The following is a 16,067-nucleotide window of genomic DNA, read 5'->3' as shown; positions in this document are numbered from 1 at the left end:
GCAATACGTACTCCTTTTCATAGTTCAAGTTATTGCCTGTCGTCTGCAAGAAAAGTGTTAGCGGGTATTTCTCAATAAATAACATTGAACAGTGTTTTGCAGTGCTGTTACTGTCTTTCGAAGTGTGCGCATCGTAAGTGCCTCCATCTTCGAAAATGCAGTCGGTAAGGTTTACCGCTATGAAACTGAAAAAGGATTATTTCCTACATGGTTTGTCGTTGTTGCAGCGCCAAGCAATGCCCGTCGTTGTTGCTGCCATAATCATTGGTATTGCAGCAGCATTGGTCTGGCTCTGGTGGTTGGGGCCTGAATGGCGTTGGGATGAGCGGCAGCCACTGGCTGATCTACCCGTTCGCATTGCGGCAACTGTGCTGCTGATGGCCCTGCCACTGCTGATCTGGAGTGCGCAGGTGCATCGGCGTAACCGTTTGATCGTGCGCGAACAGCAACGACAGGCGCGTCAGGTCGAAGACCCCAGCTTGGCGTATGTCCAGGCCCAGCAACGTTTGCTCGACACCAGCCTGGCCCGGTTGCGCGATAGCCAGGGTGGGCGAAGGCATCTCTACGATGTGCCGTGGTATCTCATCCTTGGCGAAGAGAATGCAGGAAAGTCCAGCTTTGTCAGCCGTTCGGATCAGCGCTTTGCACTGACGCGTACCGAGCGCAGCGCAAGCCAGCGGGCCACGACAGACCCGGACCTGGCTTTTGGCATCGATTGGTGGGTTGGCGACGATGCCGTGTTGATCGATCCGCCAGGCGAGTTCATCAGTCAGCCTGAACAGCCAGTGGTCGTGGCTGATCCCATCAAGCAGCCTGTGACCAGTGGCGCCGAAGGGGAGGTCGAGACGGTTGAAGTGGATGAAACAGCAGGCCCGAATGTAGAACCCATCGGTCTACCACCTGGCATCGAGCGACGCTTGTGGCTGCACCTGATCGGCTGGCTCGCAGACAACCGCAGCCGACGTCCGCTCAACGGCGTGGTATTGCTGGTGGACATGGTCAACCTATTCGCACGGTCGGCAACTGAGCGCCGTGACTTGGCCTTCGTGTTGCGTGCTCGCTTGACTGAGCTGGGTGGGGAGCTGGGTACCCGGTTACCGCTCTACGTGGTGATGAGCAAGTTCGACTTGCTGGACGGCTTTGACGAACTTTTTGCCAAACTACCGGCACGCGAGCGCGAAGAGGTGCAGGGGTTCACCTTCACCTTGGCGTCGGTGAAGGACTTCGATGCCTGGCTTGAGGAGTTGGGTAGCGCCTATTTGGACTTCGTTGGGCGACTCGGCGATCGGATGATGAGTGCGACGATGGGAACGCCAAGTGCGTGCCGCAAGAGCGCTTACTCACTGCTCAAGGAATTGAGCGGCGCCCAAAACCTGTTGCTGAGTTTTCTGGGCGATGTCCTGGGCAGCGATCGCTACAGCACACCTGCCTTGGTGCGGGGCCTGTACTTTTCTTCGGTTTATCAGCGGGGCGAGGTGCGTAACCTCTTTGCCGATGCTTCAGCCCGCGCCTTCGCCTTTGCTTCGCCGGCGTTGTCAACCAAACCGCAAGGCACCTCGGTGGTGTACTTCGCCCAGCAGCTCTTGCAACGGGTGGTCTATCCCGAAGCCGGCTTGGCGGGCGACAACCAGAAGGTCGTTCAGTACAAGACGCAGCTGTTGAAAGGTGGTGCAGTGGCGGCGGGGTTGTGCGGGCTGGCCATGGCCGGTGGCTGGTTGCATTTCTACAGCGTTAACCGCGACAAGGCGGAGCATGTACTGGAGAAAAGTAACGCGTTCACTCAAACGAGCATGGACGCAAAAGACGATCTGACCGGGCGTAGTCTGCTGATGCCCCTGAATGACATCCGCGAAGCTGTGAGCCTGTATGGCGATTACCGTTCAGGCTGGACCGTGTTCACCGACATGGGACTGTACCAAGGCAAAGCCATTGGCCCACAGGTGGACCAGGCTTACCTGAATGCCCTAGCCAGGCGCTTCCTACCGGCAATCGCAGGCGGTGTGGCGGCCACCATCAAACGGTCTATCCCCGGGAGTGATGAGCAACTGTCGGCATTGCGCATCTACCGTATGATCGAGGATCGCAATAACCGCCGACCGGAGCTGGTAGAGCAGTGGATGGCCCGTGAATGGCAGAAGGCATATCCGGGGCAGGGGCAATTGCAGGTCGCGTTGATGCGGCACCTCAAATACGCACTGGCTTATGCCGACGTCGAGCTGCCCGAGTATCGGCAGATGGTGGCCGAAGCACAGCAGCAGTTGCGCAAGCTGCCATTGGCCCAACGGGTCTATATTGGCCTGCGGCAGCAGGCGCAGGAGCAACTGCACGGTGAGCTGGATTTGCGCAACGAAATCGGCCCGGCATTCGATATCGTGTATGTGTCACTGGCCGAGCGTGATCACCAGGCGGGGGTCGATGGCAACCTGTCCCTAGCACCCTTGTTGACTGCGAGTGGTTTTCGGGACTACTTCGATCAGCACAGCCAAAATGCGACCGACCTTGCCCTGATTGATCAATGGGTGCTGGGCGAGCGACGACACCTCGACTATTCAGAGGTAGACCGACAAGCCCTGACCGAGCGGTTGCGTGCCCTGTACAGCGCAGACTACATCGACAGTTGGCGGCGCGTGCTGAACCAGTTCTCGGTGACCGAGTTCAGCGACCTCACGCATGCATTGAGTGTGCTAGAGCAGGTCACAGGGCCCGCCGCGCCGATACGTCGACTGCTGGAAACGGTGCGTGGCAACACGATGATCTATCCGCAGGGGGCGGACAGCGAAAAGCAATCGCAGCCCGCCCAGCAGGCGCACGCCCAGGCGATGGGTATCTACCGTTCCTTCGCCGGCCTGTCCGGCATGCTCGACGTTCTGGGCGATAAACCGTCTTATTACGACGAAACGTTGCAGGCCATCAGTGCCGTCTACGATTATGCAAAGGCGGTGCAGGACAACTCGAATCGGGGCAGGGCGGCGCTCGCGGTAGCGTTGAGCCGCTTCTCGGAAAAAGACCCTGACCCCATTCGTAATCTGCAACGCATTGCTACAGGGCTACCTGAGCCGCTGAACCGTCAGGTACGCCAACTGGCTGAGCAAACCTCGCAGGTGCTGATGGTCATGGCGTTGCAGGAACTGGAGCAGCGCTGGGGCGCCGAGGTATACAGCGTCTACCTGGAGCGTTTAGCATCGCGCTATCCCATCGACCCGGCCGGCCCGGATGTGTCGCTCAAGGATTTCGAGGCGTTCTTTGGCCCCCAAGGCCAACTGAAGCGCTTCGAGGATCAGTACCTCACCGTGTTCCTCAAAGACAACCTCGACGCGCTGCAATCGAGTGCCGGCGATGGCTTTCTGGTGCGCCCCGAGGTGATTGCGCAGCTTAAGCAGGCCGAAGTCATTCGCAACGCTTTTTTCGATAACCGCGGCGAACTGAACGTCAGTTTTGGCCTTGAACCTGTGGCGATCAGCAGCGGGCTGCGGGGCAGCGTATTCGGCCTTGATGGGCTGTTGCACGCCTTTGCGGACAGAGGTAAAGAGCCCATCGGCATGACTTGGCCAGGGCCCGCCGGGGAGAGCGGGCATAGTCGGGTCACCTTGGTGCAGGCCACTGGTACCACGGTCAGCCAGAGTTACCACGGCCCCTGGTCGCTCTATCGTCTGCTCAGCCGAGGTGGGCTCAATGCGCGCACTCCAACCAGCGTGGATTTGAGCTTCAAGATTGCAGGCGATTCTGCCCGCTATAAGTTCCACGCTACCGGTGCAAACAACCCCTTCACCCGCCAGCTCTTTGCGGGCTTCGCGCTACCGCAGCGCTTGCTTCGAGATGACATTGCCAGTGAAGTAGCACAGCAGTAGCGCTTCACGGCCCACAACAAAATCCCGATGCCAGTGACCTGGATCGGGATTTCTCCTACGGGGTCTACTCCGGCCTGATAGCCCAAAGTTGCATTTCCAGGTTCGGGAACTCGCCAGCAATGTGGAACCCAAAGCCACTTGCCTGCTTCATTTGCTGCCACGATTCATGCTGACGGTCGAGTTCGAAGTAGACGAACCCGGAGTGGTGAGGCAGGAAGCGAGGTGTTACCAGCTGCGGAATCAGCGGCATGCCAGGCATTTGCAGTTGTACGAAGTGATGCAGTTGTTCGATCGAAGTGACCTTGCCCTGTTGCTGGAACTTCTTGCGCAGATCCTCACCCGGTAGGTCTGCCCGTACGGCCAGAATGAAGGTGGCGTCTTCCAGAAGTTTGCGCTCATGCAGCGTTGCCGTGAGCACGCCATATTGCTGCTCCTGGATCGGCAGCGACACGGCGCGGGGCTGGAGGATGGTGCTAAGGGAACGGCGCAGGGTCTCCTCCAGCATGTGGAAGGATTCGGCCAGGTCATCATGTTGGTAAGCCGGGTACTCCAGTGGCAGCCGACCGTCGTCGGTGAAGGTCACCAGTTCGCCACAGGCCTGCCCTAACGCGATATGCAACTGCTCAGGGTGCACGTTGCGACGACGAGCCAGGTGATGGAAATAGGGGTGGAGCCGGTTCATCACTTGCAGCAGGGCAAAGTCAGTGATATCGGCGATACCGGACTGGCCGGGTGAGCAGATCCGCCGCGCGAGATTGCGTGCGCGCTCGCGCATCAGCCCCGTCGCCTCTTCAAGGAAGCCCAACAGGGCCGGTGCCGCCTTCAGCGAGATGCTCGTGGGATAGAAACGCGGGTCCAGCATCACACTGCCATCGGGCCGCTTGTCTAGCACTTTGGCTAATGCCAGGCAGCTGTAGGCGCTGTTGTCGTCCTGCAGCCTGATCTGCACGTTCGGAATGGCGACATCGAGGATCATCGAGTCGCCGCTGCCGCCGTGGTTGTCCATGACCGGAACACCTTTGGCAATAAATCGACCGCCTGAATGGTCGCTGTCGGGCCAGCGCACCTCGGGGGCGCCGGGTGCATGTAGAGGCAGGGCGAGGAAGATGACCTTGTTGGCAGCATCCAGAGGGATTTCCAATGGAGGAGGTGGTGGCATGTCGCCAGGAATATCGAAGACCGTACCATCAGGCATTACACCACGGGCACGGGTGATCGCGATTTTGCCGAAGCTCAAGTACTCGGCGTTCAGTTCCAACTCGCTGAAACCGTAGAACGCATCGTTCAAACTGGTAATACGTTGTTGCAATGCCGATTCGGCGGCGTAGGCCATTTGCTGAAAATGCTGGGGTTTGACAAACAGCCCTTCTTTCCACAATACCGCGTTGCGTGAACTCATGAAGATGTTCCTCTTGGTTGGGTAGCGGACTCACTGGTCACGGCGGTATTCGCTGTCGTGCCGAAGTTCAACGCCATTGTTTTCAAAGTGGACATGTATGGTGTGGTTATAGCCGCGAGGTTGGATACGCACGGCATCCTTCCAGTTGCCCAGCGGGCTATCGCCCAGGCGCGCAATGACGGCGATGTAGCGAGTGCGTTCGTTGAGTTCTTCGTGCTCGATGAATTTGAAATGGCCGGGCATCAGACGGTAGTCGTCAGCGCTGATCAGCGTGGTGCCCAGTGCTCTGTCCAGGTCTTCCTCTACTTGCTCATAGGTAGCATCCAGCAGCAACGAATCGTCCCGCAGTTGCAGGACTTTGAACGCGATGGATGACGGTGTTTGGCGCTGGGGCGGGCTGCTGGGTTCTGAGGGCAGCGCGGGTCCTGTCGCTGCATAGCTGGCCAATGGCGCGGGCGATTTCGCATCGTTGATGGCCTGCTCATGCTCCGCGGAAGTGGGGTAGTTCTGGTGCAGCTGTTCGGCCAGTGAACTGAGCCTGTCCGTAAGCGCTACGGCGTCCTCGGCGCTGAGGCTAGCCGCCAATAGTTCGGGATGGCCATGCGCCGGTGCGGGTGCACCTGACGTCTCATGCGCCGAAGTGGCAAGTGCTGGTAGATCAGCAGCATAGAGGCTCAGTGCCACGTGGCTGATATCGTTGTTGGGGCCGCCGATAGGCAAGTTTGGATTCACTGCCACTTGATAGATCCTGCTGATCGACGTGCAGCCAGTGAGTACCAGGCCAATGAGCAACCATCCAATGGTCGTTTTCATCGAGCCTCCTTGCCGAAGATGCGCGCGATGGCCGGATCAATCCGGGCTTCTGCAGCTCGGTCCAATAAGGCCAGCGGGTCAAGTTCGTCGACCGGTGCGGTCGTCACAGGCTGAAGAAACCTTGAAGTGTCGGTCATTGGTGTGCCTAGCGCTTGCAGCGGGCAAAGCTGTGTGGTCAGCAGCGCAGTAAGCGGGTTTTTGGCTGCACAGTGTTCTGGCCTCACAGCGTCTTCGTTAAACAGGCGTATGGCGATCTGATAGGTGCCGATGTGCAGTCTGTCGTTATGCCTTAAACGGATGAATGTTCCCGAGAGAAGCCCGGTATCACTGCCATTCATGAAGCTTTTGCCGCTGTGGTCGATGATGCAGAAGTGGCCTTCATGCCAAGCAATTTCGCAGTGCACCGGCAGGATGTGCGTCTGGCGATCATGTAGCTGCCACGTGCCCTGACTGCCAATGGTGCCGCCTGCGATGTCGAATCGGTGTTGCGGTTCACTGCCATGCAGCAGCTGTTCTGGGTTAAGAATGGAGAGGGTGAGACTAGGTTGGATAACAGGTGGGCTCATGCGCGTACCGTGATGCGAACAGGGGGGGGCGCAGGGTCACTGGGCTCTGCGATGAAGCTGGTCCATCCTAGGTGGGTGCCGTGCTCAGCCCGCAAGCTGAAGGGCGGCGCTTCCTCCGCACGCATGCGCAGTTCCAGGTCATAGGCACCGACATCGCGGAGCAGGAAGTCCACCAGGTGGCTCAACTTCTGGAAGTTACCGCCGCTGGGCAAGAATTCGCGAAACTGCGGCTGATTCAGGCCAGCGATCACGATGGTGAACTTGCTGTTGCGTGATTCGGTGCTGTCACCGATCAAGAAGTTGTTATCAAGTTGGCAATTGCGGGTGCCTAGGCCATTGCGCTGGGGCAAGGGAATCGGCACCGTACGTTTTTCGTATTCACGGATGGCCACCTGCTGCAGGTCGAAGCAGTGCGCGATCATGCCGGCCACCATGCTCGGTGATCGGCTGCGGCTGGCGATCATTCCCACATAACTGAGCAACCGGCTCCACGGTAGCGGTGTGGCGCCTCGCAACGCTGAGTCATCCAACCCGATGAGGGCAAAGATGTAGCGAGAGAAGCCATCTTTTGCGCCCGGTTGAAAGCGCCGGTAGTAGCGGTACTTGCGCCAGCCCTGATGCAACAGGGTGTGCAGGCGATGGTTGAAGAAGTTGAAGTACGCCGGACGCAGCCCGATGCCATGAGCGTGTTCGTAGGCTATGTCGTCGAGATAGTAGGTGGGTAGCGGCGAATCTGTGCCATGCAGCCCCAGGAAGCTGGCCTGAATCCGATAGCGATCGTCCTCCAGGCGGTCAGCGCGCAGTACATCGGCAACCGGGAACGATAAACTGGGAGAAACCTCCAGCCGCAAGCGGCGCCGAGTCTCCCGGGACAGGGGGCGTTGTTCGAGATCGTCCCCGTGCAGCTGGTGCATCAGTTCCAGTAATTGGAAGTAGCTGTACTGGTGCGCGCTACGAAGAACAATATCGGCTCGTTCACGACGTGTTTCTTTATCGAGGTTGTCCATAGCGTATTGCACATCCCACTGTGTTTGATTATGCCTGTCGTGGCGCTATTTGATCTGTGTTGATGTAAGTCATGTTGTTGGATGATGGTTGTGTTCGATCGGTGTACCTTTAAGAGTTTGTAGGAAAATTCGCTATCGCGTTCGTCGAAATTAAACAGCTCGAACACTAGAGTGCATTCTTCCGGAAATTCACGATGTACTGGATGATGGTTTGCTGTCGAGTATTTGGGTGTAAGAAAATGTGTGTTCGCTGGTCGTTTGCCGATCCAGCCTTTTTTGAATAAAGAGTGCAATATGCCCATGAAATATAAATGCGCACGTTGAAGCGACGACTTGCTGCCCGTGCCCGGACGACCCTCTGTCAGTAAGAAAACGAGTGTCGTTAGAGGGCGTAATAATAGGTAAACCATCCTCAGAAGGAGGGTTCTACCATGCGTAATCATCACTATGCCCTTGGCGCTGCGCTACTGCTCACCCTGGCCATGCCTTGGACGTTAGCGGCGGCCGCCGACCTCAATGCGCCTATCGACATGCAGGCTGTCCAGCTGCAGCCGCAAGAGCAAAACGGCATCCGTTACCTGGAAGGCGGTATCGGCCAGGATGAAGCCAATGCCCTGCGCAAGACCAAAGGGTACGACTTGCATGTCGAACTCTCGGCAGGCCCGGGAAGCGAGTTCCAGAGTGGCGCCACAGTCGACATACAGAGCGCACAGGGCCAGCCCGTGCTTAGCGTTACCAACGTAGGCCCGCTGCTCTATGTGCAGTTGCCACCGGGCCATTACAAAGTCACCGGTAACGCCCAAGGTGAGACAGTACAACAACAGGTGGTCGTCGACGGCAAAGCGCCTGCCACGGTGAACCTGCACTGGCGTTGAATGGCACAGTCCGGGCAGGAGTACATCTGTACTCCTGCCGAAAAGGAGCGCACCGCCATGAGCCTGGACCTTCAGCTGGAGATGTTGGACGAGCGGGGTTTTGTGTTGATCCCCGGTGTGCTCGAACCCCTGCGTATCGCTTTGCTGCGCTGCGCCATCGATGACTTGCAGCCCATTCACTGGGATTACCAAGGGCTGCTCGAACACTACAAGTGCGTGTTCAACCGCAACCCCCTGTGGTTGCCTTTTCTTGATCTGCCACCGCTTATCAACCTGGCCGAGGCCGCGCTGGGCGAGGACTGCCACGTGATCGGCCAGACCGCCTGGCGTAGCCACCCCGGTTACCCCGGCATGGCGCTGCACCTTGATCACCTGCCCATGCAACTGCCCGCCTGGCTCAGCGAGCGAGGAGCCTTTACCCAGCCCATGCAGATCCTTACCGCGCAGCTGTACCTCAGCGATATCGATCACAGCATCGGGCCGACTTGGATCGTGCCTGGCAGCCATCGGGCAGCACGCCCACCCGAGGCCGGCGAGTCCGAGTGGCAAGGGCGTGAAGCGCATCCGGTGTTGTGCAAGGCGGGGGATGCACTGGTGTTTCGCAGTGATGTCTGGCACAGCGGCGGCGCCAATTGCACGCAGTCGCGTGAGCGCGACATGCTGCAGGTGCATTACGGTCGACGCATGGTGGCGCAGAAGTTTTCGCCGTATTTGCACTGGCAATTCAACCCCCAGGTGCTGGAGGAGGCGACGCCGAGGCAGCGGCGGCTGTTGGGTGAGCATGAAGAGGCGGCCTACGACTGAACGGCGACAGGGCCCGTGATAAGGCCGTCGCCCTGGTATTAGCCAATGGTGGCAAACAGCTTTCAACTTTCTGATTATCTGGACAATAATCAGAGAAGTATTACTTGGTGTGACCGGTTTGGATGCGCCGGCCACCGCATAAGCTCGAGGGGCTCAAGCCCCCACTTTGCCCGTGTTGTAGACCATCAGGAGATGTCATTGATGAAAACCCGTCTCGCTGCTTCGCTGGCCGCTGCAGTGCTGGCCTTCGCGGGGGCCAACCTGGCCCAGGCCGCGCAGGTATCGGCTGCAGTTGGCGCCACCAGCCAAGGCGACATGACCTACCGTATCGGCCTTTCGTTCGACTGGGACAAGAAATGGCTGGAAAGCAGTACCGGTTATGTGACCGGTTACTGGGATGCGGCCTACACCTATTGGGAAGGCGGCGACGCCAGCGGCGCGCACTCGCTGTCGTTCAGCCCGGTATTCACCTACGAGTTCAGCGGTTTCACCTACACCCCCTACATCGAGGCCGGTATTGGCCTGGCGGCGTTTTCCAAGACTGAAGTGGGCGACCAGCGCCTGGGTTCGGCGGTCAACTTCGAAGACCGCATTGGTTTCGGCCTGAAGCTGCCGGGTGCGCAGAAGGTCGGCATCCGCGCGATGCATTACTCCAACGCGGGTATCAAACAGCCTAACGACGGGATCGAGTCGTACGCGTTGTTCTACAGCAAGGCGTTCTGAGTTTGATGCGCTTTTTGTAGGAGCAGCCTTGCGCTGCGAAGAGGCCGGTACCGGCAACAGATATGCAGTGCCAGTACCGACCTCTTCGCAGCACAAGGCTGCTCCAACAGTCAGCTAGAAGGTGTACGAAACCCCGGCCTGCACCGTTCGCGGTGCGCCCGGGTACACGTAGTTGTTGAACGCCCCTTCGTCATACCCCTTGTTGAAGACGTTCTTCACATCCAGGTTCAGCCGCACGTGTTCATTGACCTTGTAGAAGCTGAGCAGGTCAACCACGCTGTAGCGCTCCATGGTGTAGGTCGTCACGGCTGTCTGGCCGGCGCGATCATCCACGTATTTCAGGCCAACACCCAATCCAAGGCCTTTGACCGCGCCGTCCTGGAATTCGTAAGTGTTCAGCAGGCTGAAACTGTTGCGCGGGATGTTGGCCAGGTGGGTGCCGGTAGGCAAGCTGGTGTCTTTTGTCACTTCGGCATCGACATAAGCGTAGCCACCGATCACGCGCCACTCGGGGGTGATGTTGCCCGCAATGTTGATGTCCAGCCCGCGGCTGCGCACCTCACCCGCAGCGATGCTGTAGACCCCGGTGGGGTCGTTGGGGTCGCGTGCCAGCACGTTTTCCTTGACGATGTGGTACACCGCCGCATCGATGCTCAGCTGACGATCGAGCGCTTCCCACTTCACACCCAGCTCGTAGGATTTACCCTTCTCCGGGTCGAAACTGCCGCCCCCGGCAGGGGCGCCACTGTTGGGCTTGAATGAACGCGCCGTGTTGGCATAGACCGCCACCGTGTCGGTCAGGTCGTAGATCAGGCCAACGCGCGGGGTGACGCCGTTCTCGCCTTTGCTGAAGTCACGGGTGTCGACCAGCTTGTCGTCATAGTCATGCTCGAAGCGCTCGAAACGGATGCCGGCCAAGGCCTTGAGGCGCTCGGTCAACGCCACCTGGTCCTGAATGAAGAAGGCCCAGGTCTGCAGGTTTTCCTTGTCCCAGGTGGTGGTGCGTGTCAACGCGGGCCTTGGCTGGCCGAGCACCGGGTCGTAGATATCGATGGGGTAGGTGCCGACGGCCGCCGAGGAACGCTGAATGATCGAGTTGTAATCGTAGTTTTCGTACTCGATACCGGTCAGCAGGGTGTGGCTAAAACCACCGGTGTCGAAATGCCCGGTAAGGTTCAGCTGCCAGTCACGGTCAGTCCATTCCAGTTTGCGGTAGTTGAAGTTGCGCTGCAGGGTACGCCCGTCAGCGGGTGCGCCGTTGGCTTCCACCGCGTTGCCCTTGAGCGAGCCATCGAGAAACTGGAACCCGCCTCCCAACGTCCAGTTGTCATTGAGCAGGTGCTCGAAGCGCACCTGGGCCATGTTGTTGTCGTTGTGCAGCAAGTTGTCGCTGCCTTTCTCCCAGATGTAGGTGTCGCGCGAGGCGCTGCCGGTTTGGGTGGCATAGCGGGTCAGACCGCGGTCCAGTGGGTGGTTGTTGCGCATGAAGTCGCCTTCGAAGACGATTCTGGTGCTGTCGTTGACCTGCCAGCTGACCACGGGCGCCACGTCATAGCGCTCGCTCTCGACATCATCGCGAAAGCTCTCGCCACCTTCGCCAAGCACGTTCAACCGGTAAGCGAGCGAGCCGTCCTCATTCAGCGGGCCGGTGGCATCGAGGGTGGCGCGGTGCATGCCTTGGTCGTCGATCTGGCTGCCCAGGGTGACCTTGCGTTCAGCCAGCGGCTGCTTGCTGACCACATTGAAGGTGCCACCGGGGTCGCCACGGCCATACAAGCTGGTGGCCGGGCCGCGGATCACTTCAAGGCGCTCGACAGTATTGGCGTCGGGGGCGTTGGGGTAGCCGCGGTTGATCGGGAAGCCATTGCGGTAGAACTCGCCCGTGGTAAAGCCACGCACCGTGAACGTGGTCAGGCCCTGGCCGCCAAAGTTATTAGCACGGCCAACGCCGCCGGCGTAGTCCAGGCCATCTTGCAGCCGCGTGGCGCCGGTGTCTTCGAGCACGTCCCTGGGGACCACGCTGACCGATTGCGGGGTTTCGTGCAGGGCGGTGTCGGTGCGCGTGGCGCTTGCCGAACGGCTGGCCTTGTAGCCAACGACCGGGCCATCGGCGCGTTCACTGTCGGCAGTGCCGGTGATACTCAAGGCCTGGAGTTCGATCTGGGCGGGGTCGTTGGGCGATTCGGGCTCAGCCCAGGCCAACGGGGAGACAGCATGAAGCACACAAAGCGAAACGAACGTGCGACGCATCGACGGTACGATCCTGGAGTAGGGCGCTAGGGATAGGGGTAGAAAGCGTCGCGAAACTACTACGAATCATTATCAAATGCATTCTTTTTAAATGGAGCGCGCGTACCAAACTCCGGGCTCAGTCTCCGCCCATACGCGATCCCGGAAGGAGCAGCCTTGTGCTGCGAAGAGGCCGTACACATCAATACCTATCTGTTGCTGGAACAGGCCTCTTCGCAGCACAAGGCTGCTCCTACCGGGACAGGCAGTTTGCCGATTAATGCATCGCCTTGATCGCCAGCACATTGCACAGCGGATGCTCCAGCACATGTGCTGTGGTACCGCCCAAAAAGGTCTGCATGGCGTCGTGGCGGTGGCTGCCCATGACGATCACATCGACCCGGCTATGGCTGACGAATTGGGCAATCGCGCGAATAGCGGGCCCCTCGACGAAATGCCTGCGCTCCAAGGGCACCTGGTGATGGTCGCCCAGGCGATTGAACGCTGACCGTTGCGCTGCCCGCACGCTGCCATCGAAACCGGGCATGGTGACGGTACCGGCGCCGAAGTCGGCGATGTGGGTCTTGGCCGCGTCGCACACATGCAGCAGGTGCAGTTCGGCATTGCACTGCAGCGCCAACGCATGGGCGCTGTGAATGACCTGCTCGTCGAGGTGTTCACCGGCGCCATGGCTGTTCAGGTCCACTGCGGCGGCAATCTGCTTGGGCAGGGGCAGGCGGATATCACTGACCAGGTGCACGGCGACCGGGCTGTCCTTGAGCAACTGCCAGTCCAGCGGTGTCACCAGCAAGCGTTTGAGCACCGGTTCGTGCTGCACGTCCTTGATCAGCAGGTCGCAGCCCAGGCGTTCGATGCGCTCAAGCACGCTGGCCAACGGGTCGCGGGTCAGCAGCAGTTCGGTCGACACATCCAGGCCGGCGTCGGCCATCTGCTCGGCTTCATCGGCCAGCCACTGGCGATTGTCGCTGAGCAGCCGTTCACGCTCCCGGCCATCGCTCATCAAACCGAAAGTGTCGACATCGTCGACGAATACGTTGATATCGAGTAGCGCACCGCTTGACTCTGCCAACGCCGCCGCGCGTTGTAGAGCCGGCGTGTGGCGCATCTGCGGGCCGAGCATGACGAACAAACGCTTGAACTGGCTCATCTCACACCTCCGCGTGTGGAAGCCCCCCGGTTCATGCCTGGTGATCTGGCCCTGTTCAGTCTAGACCCACGTAGGCACCCTTGGGCGCCGCTTCGCTTGCGCTTGCCGCAGACGGAGCCTGGGTGTCAGCGGCCTCTTCCCACCCGCCACCCAACGCCGCGTACAGATTCACCTCTGCCACCAATTGCGCCAGGCGGTCATTGATCAGCCCCTGCTGGGCACTGAACAACGAGCGCTGCGCGTCGAGAAAGGTCAGGCTGCTGTCCACGCCGATTCGGTAGCGGTGTTCAGCAAGGTTGTAGTAACGCTGGTTGGAGGCCACCAAGTCGCGTTGTGCCTGCAACTGCCGCTGGTAAGTCGCCCGCGCCGCCAAGCCGTCGGCCACTTCCTGAAACGCGCTTTGGATTGCTTTTTCGTACTGCGCCACCTGAATGTCCTTCTGCAACTGGGCATAGTCCAGGCTGGCACGCAGGCTGCCGGCGGTGAAGATCGGCAGGTTGATCTGTGGTTGGAACAGCCAGGTCCCTGACCCTGCATCGAACAGCCCACTGAGCGCCGGGCTGGTACTGCCGGCATTGGCGGTCAGGCTGATGCTTGGGAAAAACGCCGCACGCGCGGCGCCAATATCGGCGTTGGCCGCACGCAGCTGGTATTCGGCCTGGAGGATGTCGGGGCGACGTTGTAGCAGGTCTGACGGCAGCCCGGCTTGCAAGCTGGCGATCTGTTCGTCGGCCAGCGGCAAGGCGCCGAGGCCGTCGGCCACAGGGGCGCCCACCAGTACCGTCAGTTGGTTGAGGTCTTGGGCGACCTGGCGTTTGTAACGGGCGACGGCCGCCCGGGTACTGTCGACGCTGGTCCGCGCCTGGATCTGGTCCAGGGCCGACACTGTGCCGGCGCGGCGCTGGTTGGCGGTCAGGCGCAGGCTGCGCTCGTCCGCGGCCAGGGTTTCGTTGGCCAGCGTCAGCAGTTCCTGGTCGGCACGCCAGGTCAGGTACACGCTGGCGACACTGGCCACCAGGCTCAATTGGGTGCTGCGCCGGGCCTGGTCGCTGGCCAGGTAAGTCAACAGCGCTTGGTCACTGAGGCTGCGCAGGCGTCCGAACAGGTCCAGTTCATAAGCACTCACGCCTAGCGTCGCAGCAGTGGTGGAACTGATCATGCCCTGGTCGGTACCGGTCATTCGCCGCGGCAGATACTGGCGTTGCCCCTGGCCATTGGCCGAGACCTTTGGCAACAGCTCGGCGCGCTGAATGCGGTATTGGGCGCGGTAGGCTTCGACATTGAGCGCCGCGCTGCGCAGGTCGCGGTTATTGGCCAGGGCGCTGTCGATCAGTTGGCGCAGGGCAGGGTCGTGGAACACGTGGCGCCAGTCCTCGATGGTCGGGTGCTTCTGCACATCGCCGGCGTAGGCCGGCCCTTGCGGGTACTGGGTGGCGACGGGGGTGTCCGGGCGCTGGTAGTCAGGGGCCAACGAACAGCCGCACAACAGCGCCGCGCACAGGATAAGGCTGGGTCGGGGCATCAGAGGGTCTCGCAGAGTCAGGCGCCTGCCATCCATTTGGTCAGCCCATGGCGGCCACTGACCCCCAGCTTGGCGGTGGCGCGCTTGAGGTAGGTTTCGATCGAGCTGTTCTTCACGTTAAGCCGCTGCGCCATTTCTGGCACCGTGCCGCCCGTCAGCAGGCCCAGGCAGACCTCCTGTTCACGTGTCGAAAGCCGCACGGCTTCCTGCACCAGCCGTTCGCCAAAGGAGTGGCGTAACGCGCCCGCCTGCAGATCGCACAGCGGCGCCCCGGCCTGCCGCGCGGCCCCTTGGTTGAGCAACTGACCGTGGTGCTCGACCAGGGGCAGCAAGGTGTCGGACAAGCTTTTCAACTGCGACAACTCACTCAACGAAAAGCCCCGCTGGCTGGGCAGGCGGTGAAAGCAGATGACCCAGCGCCGGGCACCGCTGCAAGACACCAGGTTGCACTGGTGGGCGCTGTGGCGCGGGTGGTCGGTGTCCGGGGGGGCCTTGAACTCGATCAGCAGCGGGTCCTTCATCTGCATGATGCTCTGCAGCAAAGGGTGGCGCAGAGGATCGACGCCGGGCAGTTCAGGGGCCGGGCCGGCGCTGCCGAGTACCCTGATGCGGCTGATGCTGGCGCCGCGTGGCTCGAGGGTCCATTCGCTGAGGTCGAGCCTGTGGATCGGCACTTGGGTATCGACCAGGTGCAACATCTGTTCGGCAAAGCCCTCGGCGCCGGTACTGGCGATCAGCTCGCCAAGTTGCAGATACAGCTGGGGGTCGGGGCGGTGTTCGAGGCTGTCGGTCAGCTTCATAGCGTTGTCATCCTTGATCCAAAGCGTTACGGCGGGTGGTGTCGCTGGCGAGTCCTCCGGGTGGCGAGCGGTTTGTGGCGGTATTCAAGCCCGGCCTAGGGGCCGCGTCTGTAATGGAAAACAGGGACAGAAAGTGCCACCGATTACGGATCAGCGGGGCAGGGCACTTACAGGCGGGACGCTGCACATGAACGGATCAGCCAGCCAATTGACGTCAGAAGCGTGGCGATCAACGCCTGATCCCGACCGATACCCCCTGGCGTAGGCCAAACCGGGCAGCCTCTGTGGCAAATCTCCTACATGTTTTTCAGCA

At 60.2% G+C, this 16,067-nt stretch carries 12 protein-coding genes; 4 read left to right on the top strand and 8 right to left on the bottom strand.

Annotation, left to right across the window (positions count from 1 at the left end):
* The first annotated feature begins 179 nt into the window (after window positions 1-179).
* Entirely contained in the window at window positions 180-3,848 is a 3,669-nt protein-coding gene (tssM, locus tag LOY53_RS13480; protein WP_258702767.1) for a type VI secretion system membrane subunit TssM, read from the top strand.
* A gap of 64 nt (window positions 3,849-3,912) precedes the next feature.
* Here the strand turns inward: tssM and tssK are convergent, their stop codons facing one another.
* From tssK to tssG, 4 genes are read right to left on the bottom strand one after another with little or no spacing between them, the layout of a single operon-like run.
* Window positions 3,913-5,247, bottom strand: coding sequence for a type VI secretion system baseplate subunit TssK (tssK, locus tag LOY53_RS13475; protein WP_258702766.1), 1,335 nt, complete (start codon window positions 5,245-5,247; stop codon window positions 3,913-3,915).
* 30 nt (window positions 5,248-5,277) lie between these two features.
* Window positions 5,278-6,060, bottom strand: coding sequence for a type VI secretion system lipoprotein TssJ (tssJ, locus tag LOY53_RS13470; protein ID WP_258702765.1), 783 nt, complete (start codon window positions 6,058-6,060; stop codon window positions 5,278-5,280).
* Entirely contained in the window at window positions 6,057-6,626 is a 570-nt protein-coding gene (locus LOY53_RS13465; protein WP_258702764.1) for an FHA domain-containing protein, read from the bottom strand. The genes tssJ and LOY53_RS13465 overlap by 4 nt, the downstream gene beginning before the upstream one ends.
* Window positions 6,623-7,633, bottom strand: a complete 1,011-nt coding sequence (gene tssG / locus LOY53_RS13460; RefSeq protein ID WP_258702763.1) for a type VI secretion system baseplate subunit TssG — start codon at window positions 7,631-7,633, stop codon at window positions 6,623-6,625. Before tssG ends, LOY53_RS13465 begins: the two co-directional genes overlap by 4 nt.
* 431 nt (window positions 7,634-8,064) lie before the next feature.
* Between tssG and LOY53_RS13455 the strand changes: the two genes are divergently transcribed.
* The 3 genes from LOY53_RS13455 to LOY53_RS13445 all read left to right on the top strand — a co-directional run bounded on the left by LOY53_RS13455 (window position 8,065) and on the right by LOY53_RS13445 (window position 10,035).
* The gene (locus LOY53_RS13455) at window positions 8,065-8,508 is read left to right on the top strand and encodes a carboxypeptidase regulatory-like domain-containing protein (protein WP_252824244.1); all 444 of its coding nucleotides are present in this window, start codon (window positions 8,065-8,067) and stop codon (window positions 8,506-8,508) included.
* A gap of 57 nt (window positions 8,509-8,565) precedes the next feature.
* Window positions 8,566-9,312 carry a phytanoyl-CoA dioxygenase family protein gene (locus LOY53_RS13450; RefSeq protein WP_252824243.1) on the top strand — a complete coding sequence of 249 codons (747 nt, stop codon included), beginning with the start codon at window positions 8,566-8,568 and terminating at the stop codon, window positions 9,310-9,312.
* Window positions 9,313-9,513: 201 nt separating this feature from the next.
* Window positions 9,514-10,035, top strand: coding sequence for an acyloxyacyl hydrolase (locus LOY53_RS13445; RefSeq protein ID WP_027596791.1), 522 nt, complete (start codon window positions 9,514-9,516; stop codon window positions 10,033-10,035).
* A 114-nt stretch (window positions 10,036-10,149) separates the two neighbouring features.
* Here the strand turns inward: LOY53_RS13445 and LOY53_RS13440 are convergent, their stop codons facing one another.
* The 4 genes from LOY53_RS13440 to LOY53_RS13425 all read right to left on the bottom strand — a co-directional run bounded on the left by LOY53_RS13440 (window position 10,150) and on the right by LOY53_RS13425 (window position 15,754).
* Entirely contained in the window at window positions 10,150-12,285 is a 2,136-nt protein-coding gene (locus tag LOY53_RS13440; protein WP_252824242.1) for a TonB-dependent siderophore receptor, read from the bottom strand.
* A 256-nt stretch (window positions 12,286-12,541) separates the two neighbouring features.
* Window positions 12,542-13,432: a universal stress protein gene (locus LOY53_RS13435; RefSeq protein ID WP_252824241.1), complete on the bottom strand. Its 891-nt coding sequence runs from the start codon at window positions 13,430-13,432 to the stop codon at window positions 12,542-12,544.
* Window positions 13,433-13,487: 55 nt separating this feature from the next.
* Window positions 13,488-14,954, bottom strand: coding sequence for an efflux transporter outer membrane subunit (locus LOY53_RS13430; RefSeq protein WP_258702762.1), 1,467 nt, complete (start codon window positions 14,952-14,954; stop codon window positions 13,488-13,490).
* 17 nt (window positions 14,955-14,971) lie between these two features.
* A complete protein-coding gene (locus tag LOY53_RS13425) occupies window positions 14,972-15,754 on the bottom strand; it encodes a helix-turn-helix transcriptional regulator (protein WP_258702761.1) in 783 nt (260 codons plus the stop codon).
* Window positions 15,755-16,067: the final 313 nt, after the last annotated feature.

Origin of the sequence: Pseudomonas sp. B21-031 (assembly GCF_024748985.1) — a bacterium.
In the GTDB taxonomy this organism is placed as follows: Bacteria; Pseudomonadota; Gammaproteobacteria; order Pseudomonadales; family Pseudomonadaceae; genus Aquipseudomonas; species Aquipseudomonas kermanshahensis.
This window is presented reverse-complemented; position numbering and strand designations above follow the sequence as displayed.

What these genes read in the sequence shown, in the direction of transcription:
- tssM (WP_258702767.1), top strand. Translation starts at nt 180, where the DNA reads ATGAAACTGAAAAAGGATTATTTCCTACATGGTTTGTCGTTGTTGCAG.
- tssK (WP_258702766.1), bottom strand. Translation starts at nt 5,247, where the DNA reads ATGAGTTCACGCAACGCGGTATTGTGGAAAGAAGGGCTGTTTGTCAAA.
- tssJ (WP_258702765.1), bottom strand. Translation starts at nt 6,060, where the DNA reads ATGAAAACGACCATTGGATGGTTGCTCATTGGCCTGGTACTCACTGGC.
- LOY53_RS13465 (WP_258702764.1), bottom strand. Translation starts at nt 6,626, where the DNA reads ATGAGCCCACCTGTTATCCAACCTAGTCTCACCCTCTCCATTCTTAAC.
- tssG (WP_258702763.1), bottom strand. Translation starts at nt 7,633, where the DNA reads ATGGACAACCTCGATAAAGAAACACGTCGTGAACGAGCCGATATTGTT.
- LOY53_RS13455 (WP_252824244.1), top strand. Translation starts at nt 8,065, where the DNA reads ATGCGTAATCATCACTATGCCCTTGGCGCTGCGCTACTGCTCACCCTG.
- LOY53_RS13450 (WP_252824243.1), top strand. Translation starts at nt 8,566, where the DNA reads ATGAGCCTGGACCTTCAGCTGGAGATGTTGGACGAGCGGGGTTTTGTG.
- LOY53_RS13445 (WP_027596791.1), top strand. Translation starts at nt 9,514, where the DNA reads ATGAAAACCCGTCTCGCTGCTTCGCTGGCCGCTGCAGTGCTGGCCTTC.
- LOY53_RS13440 (WP_252824242.1), bottom strand. Translation starts at nt 12,285, where the DNA reads ATGCGTCGCACGTTCGTTTCGCTTTGTGTGCTTCATGCTGTCTCCCCG.
- LOY53_RS13435 (WP_252824241.1), bottom strand. Translation starts at nt 13,432, where the DNA reads ATGAGCCAGTTCAAGCGTTTGTTCGTCATGCTCGGCCCGCAGATGCGC.
- LOY53_RS13430 (WP_258702762.1), bottom strand. Translation starts at nt 14,954, where the DNA reads ATGCCCCGACCCAGCCTTATCCTGTGCGCGGCGCTGTTGTGCGGCTGT.
- LOY53_RS13425 (WP_258702761.1), bottom strand. Translation starts at nt 15,754, where the DNA reads ATGAAGCTGACCGACAGCCTCGAACACCGCCCCGACCCCCAGCTGTAT.